Genomic DNA, 26,697 nt, shown 5'->3' on the forward strand with positions numbered 1-26,697 from the left:
CCGAGACGAACTGAAGGCATCCGACAACAGTTGCCGGTCGGTGGCCGGGCGTAGGGTTGCCCACACCATGCGCACGTTGTTGATCGATAACTACGATTCGTTCACCTATAACCTGTATCAGCTGATCAGCGAGGTGAACGGCACCGAACCCACGGTGGTGCGCAACGACGAGTTCACCGATCCGGCCGAGTTGCGCCTGGACGGCTACGACAACATCGTCATCTCCCCCGGCCCCGGACGACCCGACCGCCCCCGCGATGTCGGTCTCTCGGCGGCGGTGATCGCGACCGCGACCCAGCCGCTGCTCGGCGTCTGCCTCGGGCATCAAGGCATCGTGATCGGCGCGGGCGGGCGCGTCGATCGCGCGCCCGCCCCCCGGCACGGCTACCTCGATCGCATCGCCCATGACGAGCGCGACCTCTTCGCCGGTCTCCCGCAGGACTTCACCGCCGTGCGCTACCACTCGCTGTCCGCCCTGCGCCCGCTGCCGGAGGACTTGGAGATCACCGCGCAGACGCCGGACGGAGTGATCATGGGTGTGCGGCACCGGAGCAGGCCACAGTGGGGCGTGCAGTTCCACCCCGAGTCCATCGAGAGCGAGCACGGGGCGGCGCTGCTGCGCAATTTCGCCGCCCTCACGGCATCGCGGCGGACGATGCCTCCGAGCGTGACCACGCCGCCGAAGAACACCGAGCCACCGGCCACCACCGTGCCGCCGGCCGTGTCCACACCTCCGATGACGGCCGGCTCCCCCGGACAGCGGGCCGTTGGCGCCGGTTGGCGGGTCCACCACGAGGTGATCGACCGCGCCGTGGACACCGAGGCCGCCTTCGTCCGCCTGCACGCCGATTCCCCGACCGCGTTCTGGCTCGACAGCGAGCACGTGGAGCCCGGTCTCGACCGCTTCTCCTTCCTCGGCGATGCGAGCGGACCGCTGGCCGAGGTGGTGCGCTACCGCGTCGGCGACAAGGCGGTGCGGGTCCGGACAGCCCGCGGGGAGCAGCGCGTCGTGCCCGGCGATGTGCTGACGTATCTGTCGTCGCAACTGCGTCAGCGGCGGCGGATCGAACTCCCGGATCTCCCTTTCGATTTCGGTTGCGGTTACGTCGGCTACCTCGGCTACGAGGTCAAAGCCGACTGCGGTGCGAGCCACGCGCACCGCGCCGCCACCCCGGACGCGCAGTGGATCTTCGCCGACCGCCTCGTAGCCGTCGATCACGTGACGGGGCGCACCCACCTGCTCGCCCTCAGCGATCCCGCCGACCCGAACGCGACCGGCGCCCACGCGCAGTCCTGGCTCGCCGACACCCGCGCCGTGCTGGAAACCCTGCCCTCCTGGGCCAATCCGCCCGAGCTGGCCATCGACGCCGACCTCGACACCGTCGCCGGACTGCTGACCCGCGGCCGCGAGCGCTACCTCGCCGACATCGCCACCTGCCTCGAGCGCCTGCACGCGGGCGAGTCCTACGAGATCTGCCTGACCGACGGATTGACCGTCGACGCCGACATCGCCGGCCTGGACTTCTACCGCACCCTGCGACGCTGCAACCCCGCCCCCTACGCCGCCTATCTGCGGTTCGACGACGTGGAGATCGCCTGCTCCTCCCCCGAACGATTCCTCAAGGTCGGCCGGGACCGGACGGTGGAGAGCAAGCCGATCAAAGGCACCGCCCCGCGCGGCGCGACTCCCGCCGACGACGATCGGCTGCGCCGGGAACTGGCCGCCGACCCCAAGACGCGCGCCGAGAACCTGATGATCGTCGACCTGCTGCGCAACGATCTCGGCCGCGTGTGCCGCATCGGCAGCGTTCATGTGCCCGAACTCATGACGGTCGAGACCTATTCGACTCTGCACCAACTCGTTTCGACGGTGCGCGGCACATTGCGCCCGGACGTCGACGTGATCGATTGCGTACGCGCCTGCTTTCCCGGCGGCTCCATGACCGGCGCGCCGAAACTGCGCACCATGGAGATCCTCGACGAACTCGAGACCGAGGCGCGCGGCGTCTACTCCGGCACCATCGGCTTCCTCGGACTCGACGGCGCCGCCGATCTCAATATCGTCATCCGCACGGCCGTCCGCCACGACGGGCGCTGGCGGATCGGGGCGGGCGGGGCGATCGTGCTCGATTCCGACCCAGCCGGTGAATACCACGAAATGCTGCTCAAAGCGGCCGCCACCTACCGTGCGGCCACCGCGCGGGACATGATCAGCGCCGCCGCTTCGGCGGAGCGGGCGGTTCCTCCTCGCGTCGCGCCCCGGTGACCCGGCCGAGCAGCGAGGAGACGCCGGGCAGGCGCGCCAGCGCGCCCAGCACGTCCTCGCCCAGGGCGACCATCGCTTCCAGCCGCGGCAGCAGCCGGTCGTAAGCGGCGAAAGCGGGATCGGCGAGCGCGAGTGTGCGGTCGAGCCGGTCGATGGTGGTGTTGAGCCGGTCGATCGCTTGGGTGAGGCTGTCCACCAGGTCGGGCAGCTGGGCGGCCAGTTGCGCCGAAGCGGGGGGCAGCCGCACGGCCGCGTCGAAGGCGTGCCCGGCGGTGGCCTGCGCGGATTCCAGCGCCTGCCCGGCCGCCGCCTGGGCCGCCGCGGCAGCCGCCTGCGCGGCCGCGATGACCTCGGCCGGACCGGGCACCCGTGGCACGCTCGGCCTCGCCGGACCGTCTCCCGGCTTGCCGCGACCCTTCCCCTTCGGGCTTGTCATGTCCTCCACTGTGCCCGACCTCGGCCGACACCCGCCGGATTTCCCCGGACACCCGCTCTGTGTCGCCCGCCGCCGCTGCCGCGCGAGACCGGCACGCTCGGCGTGTCGGAGGGGCGTGGCAGGATGCCAGCACGATGGAACTCAGCAAGGGCGCTAACGCACCGGTACCGACATCTCTTCTAGCCGTGGTCATTTCATGGCAGACCGAGCATGCCGTCGACGCGCACGCGCTGTTGCTGGACGAGTCGGGCATGGTCGGAACGGACCGAGATCTGGTGTTCTACAACGCCCCCCGGCACATCTCCCAGGCGGTGACCCTCGATCAGGAACCCGCCCCCGGCACCGCCCGCCTCAGCGTCTCCCTGCCGCGCACCCAACGCGATGTGGATCGGATCGTGATCGGCGGCTCGCTCGACGAAGGCAGCTTCGCCGACATCACCGGGCTCACCGTCACCGTCCACGCCGCCGAGGGCCCGATCGCCCGCTTCGAGATCGACGACCACGAGCGCGTCACGGCCATGATGTTCGGCGAGTTCTACCGCCGCGACGGTCTCTGGCGCTTCCGCGCGATCGGCCAAGGCTGGCACACCGGCCTGTCCGGCATGGTCACCGAATTCGGCGTCACCGTCGACGATCCCGGCCGACGCACCGGTACCACCCGCAGCGCCGACCCCTTCGCTCGCGGTCGCGCCGCTCGATCCGACCGTCGCGCGGGCCGGACCGCCGAGCCGGATCCGCGTACCGGCCGGAACCCCGATTCGGGTCGACCCGCCGCCCGCGGCGGCGAGTCCGACCGCCGTGCCGGCCGAGCCGAACCGGACCGGCACATCGGCCGGGCCACGGCAGGGTACACATCCGCAGCCCGCGCCGCCGCGGCCGCGGGTGAGTTCGCCGCCGGCTCCCGTCTCGACGAGGCTCGCGAACGCGCCTCCACCGCCGAGGACGCGCGAGCAACGCACGCACCCACTGGGGCCGAGGACCTCGCCGACCCGATCGAGCCGGACTCACGCCTCCCCGAAGCGGCCGACGCCGTCTCACGGACGGAGTCCTCCGCCACCTCGCCGCCCGACCGGGCCCCCTCGCTGCACCGCCCGACCGGAGCCCCGTTCCCGACCCGCCGCCTCCCGTTGTCCGGGCAGTCCGGCGATCCGTCACCGGGCCGCATCCCCGAGCACGGTGCGGCATCCGAGGACTCCGCACCACGATCCCCGCTGGGCCCCGACGACCCGCCCACCGACCCGGCGCTCGCCGCCGTCGCGCGTTCCGGCCGCGCCGACACTCTCCCGCTGGCTCGTATCGACGCCGTTCCCGCCGCCTTCCCCGGCCCGGCGCCGCTCCCGTCCGCACGCCCGGTCGACTTGACCCGTCACCGCGCCGATCCCGCTCCGCCGCCACCCCCGCCGGACCCGGCCCGCGCCGACTGGCACCCCGATCCCACCGAACCCGCCCGCATGCGCTGGTGGGACGGCGCTCGCTGGACTTCCGACAGCTACCTGCGCACCCACGACGACCCGCGCGACTGCCCGCGCTGCGGTTCCCCGCGCCGCCGCAAATTCTTCGGCGGTCTCTCCCCGTGCGCGGCCTGCGAGGTCGAGATCGAGGAGTTCCTCACCCACTGGCACAGCAGCGCCTGGCGCGTGCTCACCACGTCCGGACCGATAGGCGAACCGTGGGAGCACCTCTGGGCGTCACTGCGCTACCAGCGCATCGACGAGAACCGCGGCCGCGCGGCCCTGCGCGATCTCGGGCTCAGCTATGTCGAGCGCATGGTCACCTTCGCCTTCGCCGACGGCGAGATCCAGCAGGACGAGTTCGACCTGTTCGAACACGCCCTGGCGGAACTGCGCCTGGGGGGACCGCTGGTGGAGGATCTCCGCAGGCGTGTGCATCGAGGCCGGTTGCTGTGCCGGTTGCGGGAGGGCGATCTGCCGCTGATCCGCACGCCCGACCTGCACCTGGACTCCGAGGAGAAAGTGCATCTGGATCTGCCCGCCACCCAGGTCAGGGCACTGGCGCGCGGACCGAGGCGCACCGAGGGCAGATTGATCGCCAGCAACAAGAAGCTCCGCTTCGTCGGCGCGGGCGCGGGTGTCGAGTTGCCCTGGTCGCGCGTGGTTTCCGTGCAGAACGACGGCGGCGCGGTGATGGTCGCGGCGACATCTGCGCGCGGCGGGGCCACTTTCGAGGTCGACGACCCCGACTACGTGACCGCGGCGCTGGAGGGCGCCCTGCGGGTGGCCAAGCGCCTGGTTCTCACGCCAGGGCAGTTGGATTCGCGCAGCATCTCCCAGGAGGTCAAGGCCGAGGTCTGGCAGCGCGACGGCGGCCGGTGCGTGGAATGCGGCAGCGGGCATTATCTCGAGTTCGACCACATCATCCCGTTGAGCCGGGGTGGGGCCACCAGTACGACGAACCTGCAGATCCTGTGCCGGGCCTGCAACCGGCGCAAGGGCGCCCGGATCTGAGGATGCCCGAAGCAGCGGGCGCTCAGTCCTGCGTCAGTCCCCAGGAGCGCGCCAGGTCGGCGAGCACCGCGTCGAACATGACCTCCGGGTCCGACAGCGGCAGCGGATAGTTGCCGAACACCTCGAGGGTGACGTGCCCGTACAGCCGCGCCCAGATCTGGGTCATCAGGTAGGTCACGCCGAGATCGAGCTTCTCGGCCGGGAACTTCTGCCCCGACTCCGACAGCGCCACCAGCAACTCGGTGCGGAAGTCCAGCAGATCCTCGCGCAGGGCGGGCGGGATGACGTCGGTGGCGGGTGTGGTGATCTCGTAGGAGGTCAGCAGCCGGCCCGCCGCCGCGAGGAAGATCCGGCCGAACGGCTCGGTGAACCGCTGCGACACCGAACCGGAGACCGCGCCCGGCGAGGCGAACACCAGGGTGAACTCCTGGGTGTTGGCCAGCGCCCAGCGCCGGAATCCCCGGCAGATGGCGAAGAACTGGACCAGCCCGTTGTCCTCGGCCAGCGCGTCGACCTGTGCGGACAACTCCGCGGCCAGCTCGTCGCAGCATTCCGAGCGCAGTGCGGCGAGCAGGTCGTCGCGTGAGTCGTAGTACCGGTACAGCGCGGGTGCGGTGATGCCGAGCGCGCGGGCGATGGCGCGCAGGCTGACCGCGTCGGGCCCGTGGTCGGCGAGCAGGCCGCGCGCCTGCCTGCGGATATCGGCCTCGGCCACCACGGGGGCGCGACCGCGCGGCTTCGACTCGCTCATAGCAGTCGATTCAAACCCATCGCGTGCCCGCACGGGGCGGATCAGCCGATCATGCCCCGATCACCGCGTTCATGATGGTGCCCGCGCTCGTGGCGACGGCGCCGCCGATCATCGCGCCGGCCACCATCTTCGGCGACTGCAGGCCGCTGCCGGACCACTTCTCCCAGGCGAAGCGCCCGCCCGCGTAGATGATGCTGAGGATGCCGGACAGGATCGCGAACCAGGTCGCGTAGCGGACGAACTGCAGGATCTTGTCCGAGAGCGGAGGCGCCTCCGGTGTCGGGTTGCCGACCTGCGCCAACGTCGACATCGTGTCCCCCACAGCCATCAGGATGATGCTCACTGTTCACACCTCGCGTTGCAGCAGTACCGATTCCGGCGCAACGACTTCCGTGTCCGGCGCCCCCACCATGATCGCGACCCGGCGACCATCCCGCAAGGATGGCGGCACGTACGGACAGGTGACTGCGCCGCAGGGGAATACCGGATACCATTCCTAGAGCGATTCTCCTTGTCCCGAACCCGGAATGAGTAGCACGACGATGATTCTGGCCGCAGCACTCGACACCGCAGCAGTACTCGACACCCTGGCTCAGATCGGTAACCCGACGCCTGAGGCCCCGCCCATGTCCGACAAGATCCTGCAACTCGTGCGGTATCTCACCTGGTTCGTCCTCCTGGCAGGCATCTGCGCCATCATCTACGCGGGTGGCCGTTTCGCCTGGGAGAAGTGGTCCGGCGGCGGTCTGGAGTCGCCGAAGATGGTGGCGGGCGCGATGATCGGCGGCGCCGTCGCCACGAGCGCGGGCACCATCATGAACGCCGTCATCGGCTGAGTTCGGACGTCGGCCGAGTCACCGCTCGGCCGGCCCTCCTCGCCGCACGATCTCGACGCACCATCCCTGCCGTCTCCGCCGCTCGCAACCATTCCGGGAACTCGCCCAGCACACGCGCGTACAGCCGCGCGTCATCGACCGTGTCGATGTCGTCGAGCGCGAAGAATCCGGCGTTGTCCACGAGGTCACCAGCAGCGCCGAGACAGCCACGGCCGCATCGGCGCGCCGACACCATCACCCCGTCGACTGCGGGCGGACCCTTCTGCCCCGGCGAGGCGGCAACTCCGCGGAACGCCGTCTCGACAGGTGAGATTCAGCCGATTCCGCCGAACTCGAAGGACTTGCGCAGGGCGGCGCCGAGCTTGCGTCCCGCCGCGTTCGACTTCGCTCCGAACAGTCGCTCGTCGACTTCGGCGAGCACGTCCTGCGCCTCGTCCAGCAGCCTGCGGCCATCCGCGGTCAGCTCGATGGTCGAGGCGGCGCCCGGCTTGGCGGTGTGGTCGCGCACCAGCCCCGCGGCGGTCAGCGACTTCATCGTGGCGTGCACGCTCTGCACACTCACCCCCGCCATCCGGGCCAGCTCGCTGAAGGAGACGCCGGGCATCTGGTCGATGTGGCCGAGCAGCCCGAGTCTGCGGACGGTGAGATCGAGTCCGGCCAGAGCGGCGTTGAGCTCGCCCTCGACCCGGCGGGCGAGCGAGAGCGCCACGATGGAGGCACTGAGGACGGGCGGCTGAGGGCGCTCGGGCGGCGTTGTCACGGCTCCAGTCTCACCCACGGGCGAACCTCCGGCTACGCGCGTACTCCCGACACACGACAGCGGGTCCGGCGTAATCGCCGGACCCGCTGTCGCAGAACCTGTTTCGGTCGGTGCGTCGATCAGCCGATGCTGAACGGCTGGCCCCACAGCGTGACCGAGGAGATCACGTTGTCGGTCTCGACCTTCACGCGCACGAACGCGCGCGCCTGGGCGTAGCCAGCGCAGCCGGACAGGCCGATGGTCGAGTCGGCCCAGGTGACCGAGCCGCTGTTGCCCTTGAACTTGTTGCGCTTGGCGTGATCCTCGTTGCCGTAGTCGTCGGCTTCCTCGAGGTCGAGGATGTAGAAGGACTTGGCCTGGCCGGGGCCGAGGGTCAGCTCGCCGCCGGACTCGGCGCCGAGGCTACCCGCGCCGTCTTCCCACTCGACGCCACCCTCGATGCCGCCCTCGACGCCACCGCCGTCGATGTTGACCTGGCAACCCACCACGTAACCGGGGTAGATGGCGCCGCCGATCTTCTCGCCGCCGGACAGCTCGACCTGCGCGCTGCCGGAGACCCACGCGTTGCGGTGGACCGGGGTGGAACCCATCGACGGGCTGATGGTGGCCGACTCGCCGACGAGGCGAACGGTCACCACGGTGCCGTCGGACAGGGTCTTGGTGATCTCGCCGCCGGGCAGCGGGACGAAGGTGTCGGCGTTGGCCGCACCCGCGGACAGCATGCCGAACGCGACGGACGCCGCGGCGACAACGCCGGCCGCCCGCATGGAGTTCTTACGGATCTTCATGTTTGGTGCATCCCCTCCGGGATCGAGTTCTTCCTCAGCTGCGCCCATTGCGTGCGGCAGCTGTGACTGGTGTGTGCAGCGGACCCGGAATCAGCCGATGCTGAACGGCGCCCCGTAGAGGGTGGTCTTCGAGTAGTGGTCGCCGATGATCTCGACCACGGTGTAGGAACGCGCCTGGGCGTAGCCCGCGCAACCCTGGATCTGGATCTCGTAGTCCTGGTACTCGACCGAGTAGACGCCCGGTTCGGGGATGTTCTTGTGCTCGATCTGGACGAACTTCACGTCGCCGGGGCCCAGCTCCAGGCCGATCGAGCCGCCGAGGGAGCCACCCTCGAGGTCGATGCCGCCGGACAGACCGGCCGCGATCGCGTCGTCGCCGATGGCGACCTGGCAGCCGACGATGTAGCCGGTGTTCAGCTGCGAAACGCCGTGCGTCGAGGAGTTGTTGGTGCCGGGCGCGTTGGCCGGACCGTTGTTCGGGCCCTCTTCACCCTCGGGGGTGACGGTCACATCGGCGGTGGCGTTACCCGACACCCAGGCCACGCGGCCCGCGCCGTTGGCGGCCAGCGACGGCGAGATGACGGCATGCTCACCGGTACGGGTGATGGTGACGCCGGGTCCCAGCTTCTCGCCGTCGGGCAGCGGCACGAACGTGTCAGCATTGGCAGCGCCGGCCGAGAACAGGCCGACGGCGATGGTGGCGGCGGCGCCGATGCCGACGACGCGACCACCGCGCAACCCACTGGTGCGGTTGTTGCTCATACTTCCCCTCATCAGGTTCAAGCGGTCTGCCCCAGTCCAGGGGCGGTAGAAAATACCCCTCGCGAGGCCGCTCCAGAGTTTCGCCGCCTCTGCTGTCCACTAAGTGAATGGACGTCCGACTACCTGGTGAACGCTTCCAGGCCGGAATATGACCAGAATATCTCCGTTCGATAACGGTCGACGGTGAATACCCTGTGCGAGCTGGGAATTCGCTGTCACTGTTCTGTTATCCGCGCAGAAAAGACCGCCGCCACCGCAAATACGGCGACGGCGGTCACGGCAACCGAACTACTGCACGGTAGCGAGCATTTTCTCTGCCAGCGGCCGTGCGGAGGCCGGATTCTGCCCCGTGTACAAGGTGCGATCGACCTCGACATGCGCCTCCCACGGCGCACCCTCCCGATAGTCCAGGCCCATCCCCACCAGCCGATCCTGGAGCAGCCACGGCGCCCGATCCGCCAATCCCGCCTGCGCCTCCTCGGCATTGGAGAACGCGGTCACGCGGTAGCCCGCGAACGGCGACCCGCCGTCGCCCATCCCCGTGGCGAGAAGTGCGGCAGGCCCGTGACAGACCACGCCGACAGGCATTCCGGCGGCCAGCGCATCCTCGAGCAGCCTGCCCGATTCCGCGTCGACGGCCAGATCTTCCATCGGCCCGTGACCGCCGGGAACGAATACCGCGGCGAACTCGCCGAGATCGACCCGCGCGACCGCGCGCGGATGCCGCAACGGTTCCGCCGCATCCAGCACCTGGCGAATTCGTCGCACCGCTTCCGGGCCGCCGTTGGCATCCTCGGCCAAACTGCTCTCGTCCACGGTCGGCGCCACCGCACCCGGTGTCGCCACCACAACCTCATGCCCCGCCGCGGTGAACACCTCATAGGGCGAGGTGAATTCCTCGGCCCAATAGCCGGTCGGATGCTTCGTACCATCGGCGAGCGTCCAGTGATCGGCCGCCGACATCAAGAACAGAATCTTCGACATTGCGCCTCCTGCGGGGTTGGAAAATTCATCGGATCCCTGGAGGCATATCCGGCGCGGCGACATTCATGCGGGCCCGGCCGGCCCTCGACGAAGCTCACCTGGCCGGCCACCACCGTGAGACATGCCTGGACTGCGCGCGGCAGGCGAATTCGGCTGCGCGTCGGCGGGATCGACCGCGCGATGGTCTCTCCAGCCGAGCGATGGCCGATTCAGAGGAAGCGGCGAATGGGCCGCACGGCGAACTCCCTGGCGCGTTGCAGCGCCGAACGCCGCTGCCAGCGCCCCGCCTCGATCAGTACCGACGACTCGATGTCCTCGTCGAAGTGTCCGTCGAGGGTGGCGGTGAACTGCTCGTCGAGCACGGCGAGCATGACCTCTTCGTCGTGATCGAGTGAGCGGCGGTTGAAATTCGTCGAACCGACCAGGGCGGCGTCACCGTCCACGGTGATGATCTTCGCGTGCATCATGGTCGGCTGGTACTGGTAGATGCGCACGCCGCAGGCCAGCAACTCCTCGTAGAAGTGCTGGCCCGCGAGCTGGCAGACCCGCTGGTCGGTGTGCGGCCCGGGCAACAGGATCTCCACCTCGACCCCGCGGCGCGCGGCCGCGCACAGCAGGTCGATGAAGAACGCGTCGGGTGCGAAATACGCGGTCGCCAGCCGCAGCCGCTGCTGCGCGGACTCGATCACCACGCGCAGCAAGGTCTGCATGTCCTGCCAGCCCACACTGGCCGAGCCGCGCACCACCTGGACCACGGCGTCGCCTTGCGGCGTGTGCTCGATGAAGCGATCCCGGTCGTCGAAGAGTTCGTCGTGGCACTCCGCCCAGCCCTGGGCGAACGCCGCCGCGATTCCGTCGACCGCTGGTCCGCGCACCTGCACGTGAGTGTCGCGCCACTCGGTCTCGTCGCGGGCATCGCCGCACCACTCCTGAGCGATGCCGACACCGCCGGTGTAGGCGACCTCCTCGTCCACCACCAGCACCTTGCGATGGCAGCGATGATTCTGCTTGAACGGGGAGACATAGGCGGGCTTGCGGAACCAGGCGATCCGCACCCCGGCCTCGTCCATGAGCTCCAGCAGATCCTTCTCGATCAGCCTGCTGCCGAACCCGTCCAGCAACAGCCGCACCCGCACCCCCGCCCTGGCCCGCTCGGCCAGCGCGTAGGCGAACTGCCGGGCGATCTCGCCCTGCCAGTAGACGAACGTCATCATGTCGACGGTGTGCTCGGCGCCCGCGATGCTCTCCAGCATGGCCGGGAAGATCTCGTCGCCGTTGCGCAGCGCGACCAGCGCGTTGCCCTCCGACGCCGCGATCCCGATCAGCCGCTCCAGCCGCCTGCGCAGCCGCACCGCCGGCTCCCGGGCCCCCGCATCGGGTCGGTTGACAGTCTCCGGCATGGGTGGCTCCTCTGGTGGCGCGTAAGACGATCACAGCACCCCGAACAGGGCCGTGAACGCTCGTGCGCACACTGTAGAGGCCGGACGAAGGCCGAGTACGCCGGCGCCCGCCCGTTGTGGCCCGCACCACCCCGCGCCGATCCCCTCCGGCCGCTGGTCGGCACCCCTATTGCCACTCCAGGCAGAAGGTGTGCCCTACCGGATCCCGGTATACCCGGAAGGTCTCGTGCTGCTGTACGAGTGTGGCCCCCAAGGCCAGGACGGCGGGCTCGGCGATCTCGATGTCACGCACAAGGATGTCCAGGTGGATCTGCTGTGAAGCCTGTGGATCGGGGAACTCGGGTGGCTTGTACTCCGGCGCGAGCTGGCAGGCCAGCCGTCTGCCCTGCGGGTCCAGCAGGGCGACCCAGGTCCCGTCGCTCTCCTCTTCCAGGATCTCGCCACCGAGCAGTGCCGCGTAGAACTCGGCCAGCTTCCGAGGGTCAGGACAGTCCAAGACGATCGTCCGCAGTCCTTCGACACCTGCAGCGGCCATGGTCGCGCTCTCCTTCGGAGTGGACGGACTCGACGCGCGTCGTCGCCTCGCCGATCGTCGCGGACGTACCCGGCCGCTGCGGCAGGAAACGCTTACAGCTGTCGGATCGTCGGCGGGATGCCATCGCCGCGCTCCCGACCACAGCCCTCGGCGTTTCTCAGTGATCGGTGCGATGGACGCCCTTCGAGCGAGTCGGCTACCTCGGCATCGGGTTCTCGGCTCTTCAGTGCTTCTTCGACGTCTTGATCGGCTTCTTCTTCGACTTCGGCTTGTCGTGGTCGGGCTCCCACTCGTAGCCCGGCTCATTGTTCTCACAGTGGTAGTTCTCGACGAGCACATCGCCCCGATCGAGTTCACACCAACGCTCGGTCTTGCTGCACGCGGAGACACCCACCGTCGCGGCGAGCGCGAAGCCGAGCGTGACTGCCGTGACCCTGGTCCGGTGGCGACGAATCGTCATCGACCTTGCTCCTTCGGATCGCTACCAAGAGTTCTCCGCCGATTCTTCGGCGCACAAACAGCATTCGGGCAAACGGCCGGAATGTCCAGTCGTCGCCGGTCAGCGGCCGGACGCGAGTCACCCGCGCCGGACGCCGCCGTGGCAGGTGCGGACCCGCTCATGGACGGGCAAGCGGCGGCGCGGCAGTATCGGCGGCCACGACGACACGGGACAACCACGGCGCACTCGCGCTGTGATCGCCAAGGGCGCCGCGCTGACCACCGAAGGGTCGACGATCACAGCGACGCCGCGGCTCGACGCTCCATGAAACCGGTGGTGAACGACAATCTGTGGGGCGGGCGGGGCTCGAACCCGCGACCAATGGATTATGAGTCCACGGCTCTAACCGACTGAGCTACCGCCCCGCTTCCGCGGCGCGACCGCGGCGTCTGGATGGTACCGGCTGCGGCGCGGCGGGCACCAGTCGGCCACCGGACCGGATACGGGTGGGAGCCGGGACGCGGGGCACAGGGAATGGCGTACGGCGGCATTGACGTACGCGCTCGGTGCGAGGGATGGCGGCGAGTATGTCGCCTGGGAGCCTGTCCGGCGGTGTTGCCGGGAAACATTGCGCGGAGAGAGATTCCGGATTGCCGCTCACTGCTCGGAAGGAGCGGGCGGCGGGAAATGCGCGTTCCGGCGGGGTACTTCGTCAGGGTCGGTCGGTGCTGTCGCCCCAGGCTCCGCCTGCGCGGGAAGCTGCGGCACTGTAACGACTCCGGTCTCTCGGGGGGCGGCTGGCGAATTGGACGACGGCGACTACGAGCGCGAGGACAACGGCGACTACGCCGACAACGATCAGGATTTGCACGCAGAGACCATAACCTCACTCACGTCGAAGAGCGCTGTGATGCGGGTCAAGTCACAGTTTACACCTGGTTGAAACTTGAACAGCTTTAAAACCATTGGGGCACAGACCGAGCCGATCTCAGCTGTATCGCCGACGAATGTCGACGTTTCGGCTGGTCACGAGCCGCCGCCGCAACCACCGCCACCACCACCGCAGCTACTCCCCCCGCCGCAACTACTGCCACCACCACAACTGCTCGAACCACCGGAACAACGCGACCCTCCCGAACACCCCTCGCCACCGGACCCCGCGCCGCAGCCGCCCGCGTAATCGTCGCGGTGATGATGGTCGCCTCCTCCGCTCGCGTCGGCGGCCGACCACAGCGAGGGGTCATATCCGCCGCCGCTGCCGTACGGAGGTGGTGGGAGTTGCCCGTTGATCGAATTGATCATTCCTACGACGAACGCGGCGATTCCGCCGCCGATGAGGAGAACGAGAATGAGGATCAACAGGATCACGGCCACTGTCATCGATGAATCGTAGCGGCGTCGAGCCGTACAGTGAATCGTGCGGATTTTCCCCTTTCGGGCCCGGCAGGCCGCTCCGATCGATCTGCGTGATGTCGAGCAGGCGGTGGCCGAGCTCGAACTGCCCGAGGCGGTGTTCAAAACCTGCCCGTGGCAGCCGCGGGAACTGGTGGAATCGGGGCTTCGCCAGTGGTTGCGCTGCTGCGGCGCGGCCATGCGCGACGGTCAGGTGATCGGCATGCCCTCGCACGCGGTCGACGAGGCATGGCACGGACTGATCCTGTGCACGCAGCGGTACGCGGAATTCTGCGACAAGGCCTATGGACGGTTCCTGCACCACTATCCGGACGGCGGCGGGGCGCCGACCGGCGTCTCGCACGGAACGATGGCCGAGCAACTGGGGCGGACGGTGGTCGCCTGGTCGATGGTGGCACGGCCGGGCGAGCGGTGCGTGCTGTGGGATCTGGACCGCGCGGTCGGGGTGGAGCATCCCTGGGGCATCCCGCCGGAGCGGGTCGCGGCGATCGAGGCCGAGATTCACCAGATGGCGTCATCCGGAACCGACGCGGACCGGAAAGCCGAGCCCCAGAATTAGAACTCGTTCCAGTAGCATGACGCTATGGAACGTCTGACCGGATTGGACGCCAGTTTCCTGTACCTCGAGACGCGGACGCAGCATCTGCACGTGTGCGCGCTGATCATTCTCGACCCGACGGCCGAGGGCTGCGCCTACTCGTTCGACTCCTTCAAGGCCGAACTGGGTCGCCGCATCGCGCATGTGCCGCAGATGCGCAGGCGGCTACGGCCGGTGCCGTTGAACCTCGATCATCCGTTGTGGGTGCAGGACGCGGAATTCGATCTCGACTACCACATCCGCCGCTACGGGCTGCCGCAACCCGGCGGGCGCAAGGAACTGGCCGACCTGGTCGGCGATATCGCCGGCACCCCGATGGACCGCAACAAGCCGCTGTGGCAGATGCGGGTGGTGGAGGGCGTCGACGGCGACAAGATCGCGGTGATCGCGAAGTACCATCACGCCGCCGTCGACGGGATCACCGGCGCCGACATGCTGATGCACCTGTGCGACCTGGAGCCGGGCGTCCGGAAATCCGAGCCGCCGCCCCGCCCGCGCGCCGATGCCGAGCCGGGCGACCTGCGGCTGATGACCGAGGCCGTGGTGCGACTTCCCGCACGGGTGGGCGTGCTGGGCATGGTGCCGAAGACGCTGGGGATGCTGGCCGGGTTCGCACGCAGGCGGCGCCACCACGAGTCCGGCATGGCGGTGCCGCTGACAGCGCCGCGCACGCCGTTCAACAAGACCATCACCCCGCATCGGGCGGTGGCGTTCACCGAGGTCGATCTGGACATCGTCCGGGAGATCAAGGACGCGTTCGGGGTGAAGGTCAACGATGTGGTGCTCGCCGTGGTGGGTGACGCGCTGCGCGAGTACCTGATCGCCCACGACGCGCTGCCGGATCGCTCGTTGCTGGCCGCGGTCCCGGTCTCGGTGCACGAATCGACCAGGCATACGGAGGGCACGAACAAGGTCTCCTCGCTGTTCTGCGCGCTGGGCACCGATATCGCCGATCCTGTCGAGCGGCTGGCCGCGGTCGCCGAGGCGAACAAGGACGCCAAGGACGAGCACGAGCTGATCGGTTCCGATTTCCTGCAGGACTGGGCGAAGTACGTGCCGCCGAACACCTTCCGGCTCGCGATGCGGCTGTACTCGTCGCTCGAGCTGGCCGAACATCACCCGGTCGTGCACAACCTCGTCGTCTCCAACGTGCCGGGACCGCCGATGCCGCTGTATTTCCTCGGCGTGAAGATGGTGAGCATGTTCCCGTTCGGGCCGGTGTTCCACGGCGCGGGGCTGACCATCACGGCGCTGTCGATCAACGGACGCCTCGATTTCGGGTTGATCGCCTGCCGGGAGCTGGTGCCGGACGTGGACGCGCTGGCGAAGGCGATTCCGGAGGCGGTGCGGCGGTTGCGCGAGGCGTCGGGCGGGACTCAGCCGTAGTGGCAGACGTAGTGCAGGGTCTCGAGCACCTCGATCTGGAAGGAGCTGTCTCCCGGCACGCTGAAGGACTGGCCGCCACTGTAGGTGACCGGGTCGGTCTCGCCCGCGAGCGTCACCCGGCAGCTACCCGCGACGAGTTCCATGACCTCGGGGGCCGCGGTGGAGAAAGTCAGGCTCGCGGGCTGGATGACGCCCACGGACTTGGACGTGCCGTCGGGCAGCTCGAGGCTGTAACTGACGCACTTGCCGTCGAAGTAGACATTGGCCTTCTTCGCGACGCTGACATTCTCGAACTTCGACATGCGCCTTCTTTCTGCTCACCGAACCGGGGATTCGCAGCGTACTGGAGGGCGGGCTGCGACCGGGCTCACAGGTCGGCGGACCTCACGGCTCGAACCGGTAACCGCGGCCCGCCTCGGTGAGGAGGTAGCGCGGCCGGGAGGGTTCGGGTTCGAGCTTGTGGCGCAGCTGCGTCAGATAGACCCGCAGATAGTGGGTCTGCTCGACATAGGCGGGGCCCCAGACCTCGGTGAGCAGTTCCCGCTGGGTGACGAGCTTGCCCTGGTTGCGGACCAGCATGGCCAGCATCCCCCATTCGGTCGGGGTCAGATGCACGTCGACGCCGTCGCGGGTGACCTTCTTGGCCACCAGGTCCACGACGAACGCGTCGGTCACGACACGGGGTTCGGATAATTCGGGTGCGGCGGCCGCGCGCCGGACGGCGGCGCGGATGCGGGCGAGGAATTCCTCCATCCCGAACGGCTTGGTGACGTAGTCGTCGGCGCCGGTATCGAGTGCGGCGATCTTGTCGGCGGCGTCGGTGCGGGCGGAGAGCACGATGACCGGCGCCGTGCACCAGCCGTGCAGGCCGGCGAGTACTTCGATGCCGTCGATGTCGGGCAGACCGAGGTCGAGCACGATGACATCGGGGTGCTGCTGGGCGGCGACGCGCAGAGCGGTGCGGCCGTCGGCGGCGGTGACGACCTCGTAGCCGCGCGCGGTGAGATTGATGCGCAGGGCGCGCAACATCTGGGGTTCGTCGTCGACGACGAGGATGCGGGTCATCGTCGGGCTCCATCCGGCGCGGGCAGATCGATCACCATCGTGACACCTCCGCCGGGAGTCTCGGCGGCGGTCAGGGTGCCGCCCATCGCCTCGACGAAGCCGCGGGCGACGGTGAGACCCAGGCCCGCTCCCCCGGTGCGCTGGTCACCGGAGCGGGGGAAGGCGGCGAAGACGTCCTCACTGCCGCCGTCGTCGCCGAGGCCGGGGCCGTGGTCGGCGACGGTGATGACGGTGCGCTCGCCGGAGGTGGTGGCGCACACGCGGATCCGGCCGGTCGGGGCGTAGCGGAGGGCGTTGTCGAGCAGGTTGGCCAGGACGCGTTCGAGGAGTGCGCCGTCGGCGGTGACGAGGGTGTCGTCGGCGTCGAGTTCGATGCGGTCCCGGCAGGCGGTGTCGGTGAGGGTGAGCACGGCGGACTGGGCGATCTCGTCGACATAGACCGGGCGCCGGTCGGGGGTGACCACGCCCGCGGCCAGCCGCGAGGAGTCGAGCAGGTTCGACACCAGCCGGGTGAGCTGATCGGTGGATTCCTCGATGGTGGCGAGCAGTTCGGCGGTGTCCTGCTGGGAGAAGGTGACATCGGCGCTGCGCAGGCTCGATGCGGCGACCTTGACCGCGGCCAGCGGTGTGCGCAGATCGTGGCCGACCGCGGAGAGCAGCAGTCTGCGCAGCCGGTCCTTCTCGGTGAGGTCGCGGGCGTGGGCGGCTTCGGCGGCGAGTTCGTTCTCCCGCACGAGCGCGGCGGCCTGACCGGCGACGGCGGTGAGAATACGCCGGTCGCGAGGCCGCAGCCGGGGGCCGGTGAGCAGCAGGGCGTAGGGGCTGCTGTCGAGTTCGCCTACGGTGGCGGCGGACTCGACGGTGAGCGGCGGCGTCGATCCGGCCGTGCCGAGCACCTCGGTACCGTCGCCGTTCTCGCGCACCAGGCTCACGCCGCGCTGGCCGTAGGTCTCGCGAACCTTCTCGAGCAGGGCGGGGACATCCGCGCCGCGCAGGATCGCTTCGGCGAACACGGTGAGCAGTTCGGCTTCGCGCGTGGCGAGGCGTGCCTCGCGGGTGCGCGCGGCGGCGGCGTCGACCAGTGCCGCCACCGCGACCGCCACCACGAGCAGGACGACCGTGGTGACGAAGTTGGCGGGTTCGGCGATGGTGAGGCTGTAGCGCGGTTCTGTGAAGAAGTAGTTCAGCAGCAGGCCGGAGAACAGGGCTGCCATGATCGCGGGGCCGACGCCGCCGAACAGCGCCACGGCGAGCACCACGACGAAGAACAGGGCGGTCAGGCCGGCGGTGCCGGTGAGGTGGTCGACGACGGCCATGACACCCGTTGCCACGCAGGGGATGACGACGGCGGCGACCCAGGCCGCGATCCGGCGTTCGCGGCGGCCGAGCAGGGCTGGTCGCGGCCCCCGCACGCTGTGCTCGTGGGTGACCATGTGCACGTCGATGCGACCGGAGCGGCGCACCACGGCCGCGCCGATGCCCTCGTCGAGCATTCGCGCCCACCGGGAGCGCCGCGAGGTGCCGAGGACGAGCTGGGTGGCGTTCACCTGCCGGGCGAAGTCGAGCAGGGTGGCGGGCACGTCGTCGCCGACGACCGTGTGCAGGCTCGAGCCGAGACCGGCGGCGAGGTCGCGCACCTTGCCCAGCTCTGGCGCGGCCAGGCCGTCGCCGCGCACCACGTGCACCACCAGCAGTTCCGCGCCCGCCTTGGCCGCGATGCGGCTGCCGCGGCGCACCAGTGTCTCCGATTCGGGGCCGCCGGTCACCGCGACCACGACCCGTTCGCGCGCTTCCCAGGTGTCGGTGATGGCGTGTTCGCCGCGGTACTTCGCCAACGCCAGGTCCACCTGGTCGGCAAGCCACAGCAGAGCCATCTCGCGCAGGGCGGTGAGGTTGCCCTCGCGGAAGTAGTTGCTCAGTGCGGCGTCGACCTTGTCCGGGGCGTAGACGTTGCCGTGGGCGAGACGGCGGCGCAATGCCTGCGGGGTGATGTCGACGAGTTCGATCTGGTCGGCCCGGCGTACGACGGCGTCGGGAATCTTCTCGCGCTGCACCACCCCGGTGATCTGTTCGACCACGTCGACGAGCGATTCGAGGTGCTGGATGTTGACGGTGGACAGCACGTCGATGCCCGCCGCGAGCAGTTCCTCCACGTCCTGCCAGCGTTTGGCGTGCCTGCTGCCGGGGACGTTGCTGTGGGCGAGTTCGTCGACCAGGGCGACGGCCGGTCCGCGGGCCAGCACGGCGTCGAGGTCGAGTTCGTCGAAGTTCGCGCCGCGGTAGGTGAAGCGACGCGGCGGCACGATCTCGAGCCCGGCGAGTTGGTCGTCGGTGCGTGGCCTGCCGTGGGTGTTCACGATCGCAACCACCACGTCACCGCCGCGGGCCAGACGGCGGTGCGCCTCACCGAGCATGGCGTAGGTCTTGCCCGCACCGGGCGCGGCGCCGAGGTAGATCCTCAGCCGGCCGCGCCGCGGTGCCGACGCCTCCCCGGTAGTGCTGATCACCAGGCCATCATCCACCCTGGCCGCGGTCGCAGGCGGGAGCGGTGAGGCCGAGGGCCGCGTTCAGGGCGGGGACCTCGACGCGCTCTTCGCCCAGGAAACCGGCCTGCCTGCCCGCCGTGTGCTCGGCGACGAGCTCACGCACTCGCCGCTCGCCGAGCCCGGTCACCCGTGCCACGCGCGGCACCTGCAGGGCGGCGTAGGCGGGTGAGATGTGCGGGTCGACACCCGACCCCGAGCCGGTGACGGCGTCCACCGGAACCCGGTCCGTGGACACGCCCTCACGCGCGGCGACGACGGCGCGACGCTGCTCGATCCAATCGGCCAGCAGTTCGCTGCTCGGCCCCTGGTGGGAGGGCAGTGCGGCGGCCGGGTCGCCGGGGGCGAAGGCGTCGTCGTCGGCCACCGAGCCGGTCAGTCGCTGGTGGAAGAACGGATCGGGCCTGCCCTCCCGGACCGCCGGATCGACGCCGACCAGTGCGCTGCCGATCACGCAGCCGCGACTGTCGGTGAGCGGCGAGCCCTCGGCGGAGTCGGTGTCCAGGCGCGAGACCGCCCACACCGCCGCCGGATACGCCGCGCCGACCACCGCCGTCAGCAGTAGCAACACCACCAGACCCGCCCGGGTCTGCCTGGCCAGATCCTTCATCACCGTGCCTGTCCGCATGGTTTCACCCGATTCCCGGAACGAGGCGCACCACGAGGTCGATCAGCCAGATCCCGAGGAACGGCGTGATCACCCCGCCGACGCCGTAGACGAGCAGATTGCGGCCGAGCAGCGTCGAGGCGTTCGCGGGCCGGTAGCGCACGCCACGCAAGGCCAGCGGGATCAACGCCACGATCACCAGCGCGTTGAAGATCACCGACGACAGGATCGCCGACTGCGGCGTCGCCAGGCCGAGAATGTTCAGCGCCGACAGCTGCGGGTAGAGACCGCTGAACAGCGCGGGCAGGATGGCGAAGTACTTCGCCAGATCGTTGGCCAGCGAGAAGGTGGTCAGCGCGCCGCGCGTGATGAGCAACTGTTTGCCGATCTCGACGATCTCGATCAGGGTGGTCGGGTCGGAATCGAGATCGACCATATTGCCCGCCTCCTTGGCGGCCGACGTGCCGGTGTTCATCGCCACGCCCACGTCGGCCTGGGCCAGTGCTGGCGCGTCGTTGGTGCCGTCGCCGGTCATCGCGACCAGGCGGCCCTGCCGCTGTTCGGCGCGGATGAGGTCGAGTTTGTCCTCGGGGGTGGCCTCGGCGAGGAAGTCGTCGACGCCCGCTTCGGCGGCGATGGCCTTCGCGGTCAGCGGATTGTCGCCGGTGACCATCACGGTGCGGATGCCCATCGCCCGCAGGCGATCGAAGCGTTGCGCCATACCGGGTTTCACCACGTCGGACAGTTCGATCACCCCGAGCACGCGGGTGCCCGCCGCGTCGGCGCGCGCCACCACCAGCGGGGTGCCGCCGATGCGGGCGATGCGGTCGACGAGATCGGTGAGCTGTTCGGGAAGCGGCCCGCCCCGGTCACGCACCCAGGTGCGCACAGCGTCGGCGGCGCCCTTGCGAACCAGCACCGGCCCGTCGCCTCCCGCGTCGGTGTCAGGGCCGATGTCCAGACCGCTCATCCTGGTGTGCGCGCTGAACGGGACGAACTCCGCGCGCTGCTCGGCGGCGTCGGGTTCGGCGGCGAGACCGAAACGCGCCGAGCACAATTCGACGATGCTTCGACCTTCCGGCGTGCCGTCGGACAGGCTCGACAGCCGGGCCGCGGCGGCCAGTTCGGCCTGGGTGACGCCGGGCGCGACATGCAGGGCGGTGGCGCGGCGGTTGCCGAAGGTGATGGTGCCGGTCTTGTCCAGCAGCAGCGTGTCGATGTCGCCCGCGGCTTCGACGGCGCGACCGGACTTGGCCAGCACATTGCGCTGCACCAGCCGGTCCATGCCCGCGATGCCGATGGCAGGCAGCAGCGCGCCGATGGTGGTCGGGATGAGACACACCAGCAACGCGATCAATTCGACCGGCCCCTGCTCGACGCCCGCGTAGGCGCTCATCGGGCCGAGCGCGACGACCGCGAGCAGGAAGACGACGGTCAGCGCGGCGAGCAGGATGTTCAGCGCGATCTCGTTGGGCGTCTTCTGCCTGGCCGCGCCCTCGACCAGCGCGATCATGCGGTCGACGAAGGTCTGGCCCGGCTGGGCGGTGATCCGCACGACGATCCGGTCCGAGAGCACGGTGGTGCCGCCGGTGACCGCACACCGGTCGCCGCCGGATTCGCGGATGACCGGCGCGGATTCGCCGGTGATGGCCGATTCGTCGACGGTGGCGATGCCCTCGATCACATCGCCGTCGCCGGGAACGAACTCCCCCGCCTCGACCACGACCAGATCACCGACCCGCAGGTCGGTGGCGGCCACCAGATCCCCGCCGTGGTCGGTGACGCGGCGAGCGGTCATCTCCCGCTTGGTTTTCCGCAGCGCCTGCGCCTGGGCCTTGCCGCGCCCCTCGGCTACCGACTCGGCAAGGTTGGCGAACAGGACGGTGAACCACAGCCAGGCCGCGATGAACCAGGCGAACACACTCGGCTCGACAGCCGCGGCCACGGTGGTGACCACCGAGCCGGCGAACACCACGAACATCACCGGATTGCGCGCCATCCGGCGCGGATCCAGTTTCCCGACAGCGCCCGGCAGCGCCTCGGCGAGTTGGCGCGGCTCGAACCCTTGACGGCCCGCGCGGTGCGGCCGTTCGAGTAACGATGTCATCGTGTATTCAGGCGCGGAGACCCCGGCGTTCACGGCGGGGAGGAAGCGCCTATCTCCTTCCTGTGGGGTTCAGGGGCTCACATTGTGGGGTAGTAGTGTGTGAGGCGTGGGGGAAGTGGTGAAGCGGGCGTACAAGTACCGCTTCTATCCGACCAGCGAGCAGGCTGAACAGCTTGCTCGCACGTTCGGGTGTGTGCGCTTGGTCTACAACAAAGCGCTCGAGGAACGGGCCCGTGTCTACGCCACCGAGCAGCGGAGTATGAAGTACACCGAGTCCTCTGCCGCGCTCACCGAGTGGAAGAAGACAGCGGATCTGGCGTTCCTCAACGAGGTGTCGTCGGTGCCGTTGCAGCAGACGCTGCGGCATCTGCAAACCGCGTACGCGAACTTCTTCGCCAAGCGCGCGCGGTACCCGCGTTTCAAGTCGCGTAAGAAGTCCCGCGCGTCGGCCGAGTACACCCGGTCCGGTTTCCGTTGGCGTGACCGACAGTTGACGTTGGCGAAGATGTCGACCCCGCTCGATATCGTCTGGTCTCGCCCCCTGCCGGAAGGGGCGGAACCCACCACGGTCACCGTGTCCCGCGACAGTGCGGGCCGCTGGTTCGTGTCCCTGCTGGTCGAAGAGACCCTCGAGGCCCTGCCCGCTATCGACGGCATGGTCGGCCTCGACGCCGGGCTCGCCACCCTGCTCACCCTGTCCACGGGGGAGAAGATCACCAACCCGCGCCATGAACGGCGGGACCGGGTGAAGTTGGCGAAAGCCCAGCGTGGGCTTTCGCGCAAGGAGAAGGGGTCGTCGAACCGAGCGAAGGCCGGTCGCAAGGTGGCCCGGATTCACGCCCGGATCGTTGATCGCCGTACCGATCACCTGCACAAGTTGTCGACGAGGCTCGTCCGTGAGAACCAAGCGGTCGCCCTCGAAGACCTCAACGTGTCCGGCATGGTTGCCAACCATTCGCTGGCCCGCGCGATCTCGGATGCGTCGTGGCGGCAACTGCGAACGATGCTGGAATACAAGTGCGCCTGGTACGGGCGCGACCTGCTGTTGGTGAACCGCTGGTTCCCCTCCAGCAAAATGTGTTCCGCCTGTGGGGCGCTGCGGGCAGCGATGCCGTTGAATGTCCGCGAATGGACCTGCGCCTGCGGGACCGTCCACGACCGAGACATCAACGCCGCGAAGAACATCCTCGCTGCCGGGCTGGCAGAGAGATAAAACGCCTGTCGAGTCGGTGTAAGACCTCAACGGAGTAATCCGGGCGGGCAACTGGCGGAGAAGCAGGAATCCCCGTCCTTCAAGGCGGGGAGTAGTCAATGCAGTGCCTCCGCGATCGGTCCCAGTGCTAGGACGGGGAAGAAAGTGAGCGCCGCGACGAGGACGGTGGTGCCGGTGAGCAGACCACCGAAGCCCACGCCCGCGGTGGGAAGGGTGCCCGCGCTCGCGGGCGTGCGCTGCTGCGCGGCCAGCGAACCGGCCAGGGCGAGCGCGAACAGGATCGGCAGGAACCGGCCGAGCAGCATGCAGATGCCCAGCGACGACTGGAACCAGTCGCTGGTCACCGTGAGCCCGCCGAACGCGCTGCCGTTGTTGTTCGACGCCGAGGCGTAGGCGTAGAGCACTTCGGTGAAGCCGTGGACGGCGCCGGGTGTTCCCGGATCGCCGGAGTTGCCCAGGGCGCTGCCGGTGGCGGGCAGGATCACCGTCACGGCGGTGCCCGCCAGCACCAGCGCGGGCATCACCAGCACCGACAGCGCGGCCATGGTGATCTCGCGGCGGCGCAGCTTCTTGCCGAGGAATTCCGGGGTGCGTCCCACCAGCAGCCCGCCGACGAACACCGCGAGCACCGCGAGCATCAGCATGCCGTAGAGGCCGCTGCCCACCCCGCCGGGCGCGATCTCGCCGAAGAGCATGTTCAGCAGCACCGCGCCGCCGCCGAGCGGGGACATGGAGTCGTGCGCGGAGTTCACCGCGCCGGTGCTGGTGCCGGTGGTGGTGACCGCGAACAGGACCGAGCCCGGAATGCCGAAGCGAACTTCCTTGCCCTCCATCATGGTTCCCGCGGCGGTCGCCGCCGCGCCGCGCGCGCCGGATTCGGCGGCGAGCGTGACCGCGAGGACCGCGGCGTAGATCAGCGCCATCACCGCGAGGACTGTCAGCCCCTGGCGGCGATTACCGACGAGCGTGCCGAAGGTGCGGGTCAGAGCGACCGGGATGAGCAGGATCGCGATGATCTCGACGATATTGCTGACCGGCGTGGGGTTCTCGAAGGGATGGGCGGAGTTGGCGGCCAGGATGCCGCCGCCGTTGGTGCCCAGTTCCTTGATCGCCTCCTGGGAGGCGACCGGGCCGAGCGCGACGGTCAGCGCGTGCCCGTCCAGGCCGGTGGCGGTGAAACCGCTGCGATAGGACTGGACGACTCCCTGGCTCAACAGGATCAGGGCGACCACGAACGACAGCGGCAGCAGGATGCGCAGCGTGCCGCGAGTGAGGTCGACCCAGAAGTTGCCGATCTCCCCGCCGCGCGCGGTACGGGCGAAGCCGCGGATCAACGCGACCGCGACACCCATGCCGACGGCCGCGGAGACGAAGTTCTGCACCGCGAGCCCGGTGGACTGGGTGAGCGGGCTCATCGTCGTCTCCGGGACATAGGACTGCCAGTTGGTATTGGTGACGAAGGAGATCGCGGTGTTGAACGCGACCGCCGGGCTCACCCCGTCCAGCCCGTTGTTCAGCGGGAGAACACCCTGAACGCGTTGCAGGACATAGAGGAACAGGGCACCGGCCAGTGAGAAGCCCAGCACGCTGCCCGCGTACCCGTACCAGGTCTGTTCGGCCCGCGGGTCGACGCGGGCCAGCCGGTAGAACAGCGATTCGACCCGCAGGTCCTTCGACCGCAGATCTCCCTCGGTGGTGTACACCCGGGCCAGGTAGTCACCGAGCGGTACATAGACGAGCGCGAGAACTGCCACGACCACGGCGATCTGCAGTCCCGCGGCGAAAGCGGGTGACATCCGACCTCAGAACCTCTCCGGGTCGAGCAACGCCGTCAGCAGGTAGACCACCGACGCCACTGCCATGAGCAGCAAGGCCACGCTCGTGACCCCCGCCCAGGTCATCGGTCCGTCCCCGCACCATCGAGCGCCTGGCCGTCGGGACCGTGCGCGTCGCTGTCTCGGTCGAGAACGCGGGGCGCCACAGGCCCGCCCCCGGCTCGCCCGTTGATCGCGCGCAACACCAGCGCGCAGGCGAGGAAGCCCGCGAAGATCAACACCACGTAGGCGGCGTCAGCCATCTCTCATCCTTGCGTCGGAACACAGACGCCGATCGGCGTCCTGAGCACACGATGCGTCGGAATCGGAGGCCGGGCGCCGATCCTGGCGGAATCTTGACGGGCGGGCGGGCGGTCCTTACGCGATCTTTACAGCGCCGCCGCCCCCCGTTTCAGAGCCGCTGTGGATGGATCACGCCCGGCGGCAGACGCACGGTGGATACCGCGTCAGCCGTGGTGGAGGCAGAGACCACCCCCGCAGCGCCACTCCGGTCCGGCTCCGCAGTTCGTCGAGGGAGATCCCGTAGGTCGCCCGCACCCGCACGCCGTCGCCGGTGATCTCGAAGACCGCGTGGTCGGTGTAGACGCGGCTGACGCAGCGCCGGCCGGTGAGCGGGTAGGTGCACTCCGCCACCAGCTTCGAGGTCCCGTCGCGGGTGAACAGCGACATCATCACGAAGACCTGTTTCGCCCCGATGGCCAGGTCCATCGCGCCGCCGACGGCGGGGATCGAGCCGGGCTTGCCGGTATCCCAGTTGGCGAGGTCACCACTCACGGAGACCTGGAAGGCACCGAGCACGCACACGTCGAGATGGCCGCCGCGCATCATGGCGAAGGAATCGGCGTGGTGGAAGTACGACGCTCCCGGCGTCTCGATCACCGGGACCTTGCCCGCGATGGACATCGTCCTGACCGCGAATGGTCACGACTTCACCTTCGATGACGCCGACGCCCTGACCTACGAGGTCTACGGCGCCGACGCCTTCTTCGAACTCATCGACGACTCGAATCCGGCACTCGTGCGCACCGTGGCACAAGAGCAACTCGTCTACTGGTTACGCGGAAAGGGAAAGCGTTGCCCGAGGCCCTGCGGGCGGCAGGAGCCGGGGGGTTCGCCGAACGTGTGCGCCGGCACCTCCAGACGATGGACGTCGGTCGAATTTTCGCAGCTGGCCCATAGTCCTGATTCAGAGCCGCACGCCCCCAGAGCCTCGACCGAGAACCAGGGCACCAACGCATCCGGCCGTCGAGCGCGAACCGTACTGTGACCTCGGCGGCAGCCCGCTCGTCAGCCCACAGCACACGGCACACCCTCGCTGGACACTTTCGACGGCAGCCTTCTCCATCGAGTGGGTGACTCCCGACCGCGACCCGAGTACGGTCGGGCGAGTCGACAACGAAGCCGCCCGTCTTGGAGCGACGATGACGAGAACCAGAGATCCTGCGTCCATCCGCCCTCGGAGAGCCGATGGACGCTCGGGCGGGCGCCGATCATCGCTCGGCCGGGCC

Annotated in this window: 25 protein-coding genes, 1 tRNA gene and 2 pseudogenes; 7 read left to right on the forward strand and 21 right to left on the reverse strand. The window is 69.2% G+C overall.

The window, feature by feature from the left end; all coding sequences use genetic code 11:
• Positions 1–67: 67 nt before the first annotated feature.
• Positions 68–2,266: an aminodeoxychorismate synthase component I gene (pabB, locus tag NS3_RS13960; RefSeq protein ID WP_067859367.1), complete on the forward strand. Its 2,199-nt coding sequence runs from the start codon at positions 68–70 to the stop codon at positions 2,264–2,266.
• Here the strand turns inward: pabB and NS3_RS13965 are convergent.
• Positions 2,211–2,702, reverse strand: coding sequence for a hypothetical protein (locus tag NS3_RS13965; RefSeq protein WP_067859537.1), 492 nt, complete (start codon positions 2,700–2,702; stop codon positions 2,211–2,213). The two genes, pabB and NS3_RS13965, sit on opposite strands and share 56 nt — an antisense overlap.
• A 185-nt stretch (positions 2,703–2,887) precedes the next feature.
• Here NS3_RS13965 and NS3_RS29095 point away from each other — a divergent pair, with 185 nt between their 5' ends.
• Positions 2,888–5,167: a TerD family protein gene (locus tag NS3_RS29095; RefSeq protein WP_067859370.1), complete on the forward strand. Its 2,280-nt coding sequence runs from the start codon at positions 2,888–2,890 to the stop codon at positions 5,165–5,167.
• Positions 5,168–5,189: 22 nt separating this feature from the next.
• On the opposite strand, the gene NS3_RS13975 is transcribed toward NS3_RS29095, so the two are convergent.
• Together NS3_RS13975 and NS3_RS13980 are read right to left on the reverse strand one after the other, a co-directional pair.
• Positions 5,190–5,918 carry a TetR/AcrR family transcriptional regulator gene (locus NS3_RS13975; protein WP_067859373.1) on the reverse strand — a complete coding sequence of 243 codons (729 nt, stop codon included), beginning with the start codon at positions 5,916–5,918 and terminating at the stop codon, positions 5,190–5,192.
• 49 nt (positions 5,919–5,967) lie between these two features.
• Positions 5,968–6,261 (reverse strand): hypothetical protein, encoded by a 294-nt coding sequence (locus NS3_RS13980; RefSeq protein WP_067859377.1) that lies wholly within the window; start codon positions 6,259–6,261, stop codon positions 5,968–5,970.
• 199 nt (positions 6,262–6,460) lie between these two features.
• On the opposite strand from NS3_RS13980, the gene NS3_RS13985 reads away from it, so the two are divergent.
• The gene (locus tag NS3_RS13985; protein ID WP_084495491.1) at positions 6,461–6,754 is read left to right on the forward strand and encodes a hypothetical protein; all 294 of its coding nucleotides are present in this window, start codon (positions 6,461–6,463) and stop codon (positions 6,752–6,754) included.
• On the opposite strand, the pseudogene NS3_RS13990 reads toward NS3_RS13985, so the two are convergent.
• From NS3_RS13990 to NS3_RS14030, 9 genes and pseudogenes are all read right to left on the reverse strand, one after another.
• A pseudogene (locus NS3_RS13990) lies at positions 6,744–6,944 on the reverse strand (VWA domain-containing protein); the annotation flags it as partial. The gene NS3_RS13985 and the pseudogene NS3_RS13990 overlap by 11 nt on opposite strands.
• Before the next feature lie 123 nt (positions 6,945–7,067).
• Entirely contained in the window at positions 7,068–7,514 is a 447-nt protein-coding gene (locus NS3_RS13995) for a MarR family winged helix-turn-helix transcriptional regulator (RefSeq protein WP_067859387.1), read from the reverse strand.
• 119 nt (positions 7,515–7,633) lie between these two features.
• Positions 7,634–8,302: an MspA family porin gene (locus tag NS3_RS14000; protein WP_067859390.1), complete on the reverse strand. Its 669-nt coding sequence runs from the start codon at positions 8,300–8,302 to the stop codon at positions 7,634–7,636.
• A 90-nt stretch (positions 8,303–8,392) separates the two neighbouring features.
• Entirely contained in the window at positions 8,393–9,064 is a 672-nt protein-coding gene (locus tag NS3_RS14005) for an MspA family porin (protein WP_067859393.1), read from the reverse strand.
• A gap of 288 nt (positions 9,065–9,352) precedes the next feature.
• Positions 9,353–10,048, reverse strand: coding sequence for a type 1 glutamine amidotransferase domain-containing protein (locus tag NS3_RS14010; RefSeq protein WP_067859397.1), 696 nt, complete (start codon positions 10,046–10,048; stop codon positions 9,353–9,355).
• Between the two features lie 209 nt (positions 10,049–10,257).
• Positions 10,258–11,448 carry a phospholipase D-like domain-containing protein gene (locus NS3_RS14015; protein WP_067859400.1) on the reverse strand — a complete coding sequence of 397 codons (1,191 nt, stop codon included), beginning with the start codon at positions 11,446–11,448 and terminating at the stop codon, positions 10,258–10,260.
• A gap of 166 nt (positions 11,449–11,614) precedes the next feature.
• Complete coding sequence (locus tag NS3_RS14020) at positions 11,615–11,983, reverse strand: VOC family protein (RefSeq protein WP_067859403.1); 369 nt, start codon at positions 11,981–11,983, stop codon at positions 11,615–11,617.
• A 223-nt stretch (positions 11,984–12,206) separates the two neighbouring features.
• Complete coding sequence (locus NS3_RS14025; RefSeq protein ID WP_067859406.1) at positions 12,207–12,443, reverse strand: hypothetical protein; 237 nt, start codon at positions 12,441–12,443, stop codon at positions 12,207–12,209.
• 330 nt (positions 12,444–12,773) lie between these two features.
• Positions 12,774–12,847 (reverse strand) — tRNA-Ile (locus NS3_RS14030).
• A 998-nt stretch (positions 12,848–13,845) separates the two neighbouring features.
• On the opposite strand from NS3_RS14030, the gene NS3_RS14035 reads away from it, so the two are divergent.
• On the forward strand, positions 13,846–14,394 hold the full coding sequence (locus NS3_RS14035; RefSeq protein ID WP_245649611.1) for a glycine-rich domain-containing protein: 549 nt from the start codon (positions 13,846–13,848) through the stop codon (positions 14,392–14,394).
• Between the two features lie 24 nt (positions 14,395–14,418).
• Positions 14,419–15,819, forward strand: a complete 1,401-nt coding sequence (locus NS3_RS14040; protein ID WP_067859412.1) for a WS/DGAT/MGAT family O-acyltransferase — start codon at positions 14,419–14,421, stop codon at positions 15,817–15,819.
• On the opposite strand, the gene ppnP is transcribed toward NS3_RS14040, so the two are convergent.
• From ppnP to kdpB, 5 genes are all read right to left on the reverse strand, one after another.
• Positions 15,810–16,121 (reverse strand): pyrimidine/purine nucleoside phosphorylase, encoded by a 312-nt coding sequence (ppnP, locus tag NS3_RS14045; RefSeq protein WP_067859415.1) that lies wholly within the window; start codon positions 16,119–16,121, stop codon positions 15,810–15,812. The genes NS3_RS14040 and ppnP overlap by 10 nt on opposite strands.
• An 82-nt stretch (positions 16,122–16,203) precedes the next feature.
• Entirely contained in the window at positions 16,204–16,884 is a 681-nt protein-coding gene (locus tag NS3_RS14050; RefSeq protein ID WP_067859417.1) for a response regulator, read from the reverse strand.
• Positions 16,881–19,388, reverse strand: coding sequence for a DUF4118 domain-containing protein (locus NS3_RS14055; RefSeq protein WP_067859546.1), 2,508 nt, complete (start codon positions 19,386–19,388; stop codon positions 16,881–16,883). The genes NS3_RS14050 and NS3_RS14055 overlap by 4 nt, the downstream gene beginning before the upstream one ends.
• Before the next feature lie 10 nt (positions 19,389–19,398).
• Positions 19,399–20,055, reverse strand: a complete 657-nt coding sequence (locus NS3_RS14060; RefSeq protein ID WP_245649602.1) for a potassium-transporting ATPase subunit C — start codon at positions 20,053–20,055, stop codon at positions 19,399–19,401.
• A 4-nt stretch (positions 20,056–20,059) separates the two neighbouring features.
• Positions 20,060–22,141: a potassium-transporting ATPase subunit KdpB gene (gene kdpB / locus NS3_RS14065; protein WP_067859423.1), complete on the reverse strand. Its 2,082-nt coding sequence runs from the start codon at positions 22,139–22,141 to the stop codon at positions 20,060–20,062.
• Between the two features lie 118 nt (positions 22,142–22,259).
• Here kdpB and NS3_RS14070 point away from each other — a divergent pair, with 118 nt between their 5' ends.
• Positions 22,260–23,354, forward strand: coding sequence for an RNA-guided endonuclease InsQ/TnpB family protein (locus tag NS3_RS14070; protein WP_218018236.1), 1,095 nt, complete (start codon positions 22,260–22,262; stop codon positions 23,352–23,354).
• Between the two features lie 95 nt (positions 23,355–23,449).
• Here NS3_RS14070 and kdpA read toward each other — a convergent pair whose 3' ends face one another.
• The 4 genes and pseudogenes from kdpA to NS3_RS14090 form a co-directional block, all read right to left on the reverse strand.
• On the reverse strand, positions 23,450–25,150 hold the full coding sequence (gene kdpA / locus NS3_RS14075; RefSeq protein ID WP_067859429.1) for a potassium-transporting ATPase subunit KdpA: 1,701 nt from the start codon (positions 25,148–25,150) through the stop codon (positions 23,450–23,452).
• 6 nt (positions 25,151–25,156) lie between these two features.
• Positions 25,157–25,255, reverse strand: coding sequence for a K(+)-transporting ATPase subunit F (gene kdpF, locus NS3_RS14080; protein ID WP_067859432.1), 99 nt, complete (start codon positions 25,253–25,255; stop codon positions 25,157–25,159).
• Positions 25,252–25,431, reverse strand: a complete 180-nt coding sequence (locus NS3_RS14085) for a hypothetical protein (protein WP_067859435.1) — start codon at positions 25,429–25,431, stop codon at positions 25,252–25,254. Before NS3_RS14085 ends, kdpF begins: the two co-directional genes overlap by 4 nt.
• Positions 25,432–25,600: 169 nt before the next feature.
• Positions 25,601–26,083: pseudogene (locus NS3_RS14090) on the reverse strand (CoA-transferase); the annotation flags it as partial.
• Position 26,084: 1 nt separating this feature from the next.
• Between NS3_RS14090 and NS3_RS14095 the strand changes: the two are divergent.
• On the forward strand, positions 26,085–26,456 hold the full coding sequence (locus tag NS3_RS14095) for a hypothetical protein (RefSeq protein ID WP_157101324.1): 372 nt from the start codon (positions 26,085–26,087) through the stop codon (positions 26,454–26,456).
• The last annotated feature ends 241 nt before the right edge of the window (positions 26,457–26,697 follow it).

Origin of the sequence: Nocardia shimofusensis NBRC 100134, from assembly GCF_001613125.1 — a bacterium.
GTDB classification, from domain to species: Bacteria; Actinomycetota; Actinomycetes; order Mycobacteriales; family Mycobacteriaceae; genus Nocardia; species Nocardia shimofusensis.

Excerpts from the sequence above, each read along its gene's own strand:
- pabB (WP_067859367.1), top strand. The coding sequence starts at position 68 with ATGCGCACGTTGTTGATCGATAACTACGATTCGTTCACCTATAACCTG.
- NS3_RS13965 (WP_067859537.1), bottom strand. The coding sequence starts at position 2,702 with ATGACAAGCCCGAAGGGGAAGGGTCGCGGCAAGCCGGGAGACGGTCCG.
- NS3_RS13975 (WP_067859373.1), bottom strand. The coding sequence starts at position 5,918 with ATGAGCGAGTCGAAGCCGCGCGGTCGCGCCCCCGTGGTGGCCGAGGCC.
- NS3_RS13985 (WP_084495491.1), top strand. The coding sequence starts at position 6,461 with ATGATTCTGGCCGCAGCACTCGACACCGCAGCAGTACTCGACACCCTG.
- NS3_RS14000 (WP_067859390.1), bottom strand. The coding sequence starts at position 8,302 with ATGAAGATCCGTAAGAACTCCATGCGGGCGGCCGGCGTTGTCGCCGCG.
- NS3_RS14005 (WP_067859393.1), bottom strand. The coding sequence starts at position 9,064 with ATGAGCAACAACCGCACCAGTGGGTTGCGCGGTGGTCGCGTCGTCGGC.
- NS3_RS14010 (WP_067859397.1), bottom strand. The coding sequence starts at position 10,048 with ATGTCGAAGATTCTGTTCTTGATGTCGGCGGCCGATCACTGGACGCTC.
- NS3_RS14015 (WP_067859400.1), bottom strand. The coding sequence starts at position 11,448 with ATGCCGGAGACTGTCAACCGACCCGATGCGGGGGCCCGGGAGCCGGCG.
- NS3_RS14020 (WP_067859403.1), bottom strand. The coding sequence starts at position 11,983 with ATGGCCGCTGCAGGTGTCGAAGGACTGCGGACGATCGTCTTGGACTGT.
- NS3_RS14025 (WP_067859406.1), bottom strand. The coding sequence starts at position 12,443 with ATGACGATTCGTCGCCACCGGACCAGGGTCACGGCAGTCACGCTCGGC.
- NS3_RS14040 (WP_067859412.1), top strand. The coding sequence starts at position 14,419 with ATGGAACGTCTGACCGGATTGGACGCCAGTTTCCTGTACCTCGAGACG.
- ppnP (WP_067859415.1), bottom strand. The coding sequence starts at position 16,121 with ATGTCGAAGTTCGAGAATGTCAGCGTCGCGAAGAAGGCCAATGTCTAC.
- NS3_RS14050 (WP_067859417.1), bottom strand. The coding sequence starts at position 16,884 with ATGACCCGCATCCTCGTCGTCGACGACGAACCCCAGATGTTGCGCGCC.
- NS3_RS14060 (WP_245649602.1), bottom strand. The coding sequence starts at position 20,055 with ATGCGGACAGGCACGGTGATGAAGGATCTGGCCAGGCAGACCCGGGCG.
- kdpB (WP_067859423.1), bottom strand. The coding sequence starts at position 22,141 with ATGACATCGTTACTCGAACGGCCGCACCGCGCGGGCCGTCAAGGGTTC.
- kdpA (WP_067859429.1), bottom strand. The coding sequence starts at position 25,150 with ATGTCACCCGCTTTCGCCGCGGGACTGCAGATCGCCGTGGTCGTGGCA.
- kdpF (WP_067859432.1), bottom strand. The coding sequence starts at position 25,255 with ATGACCTGGGCGGGGGTCACGAGCGTGGCCTTGCTGCTCATGGCAGTG.
- NS3_RS14085 (WP_067859435.1), bottom strand. The coding sequence starts at position 25,431 with ATGGCTGACGCCGCCTACGTGGTGTTGATCTTCGCGGGCTTCCTCGCC.
- NS3_RS14095 (WP_157101324.1), top strand. The coding sequence starts at position 26,085 with ATGGACATCGTCCTGACCGCGAATGGTCACGACTTCACCTTCGATGAC.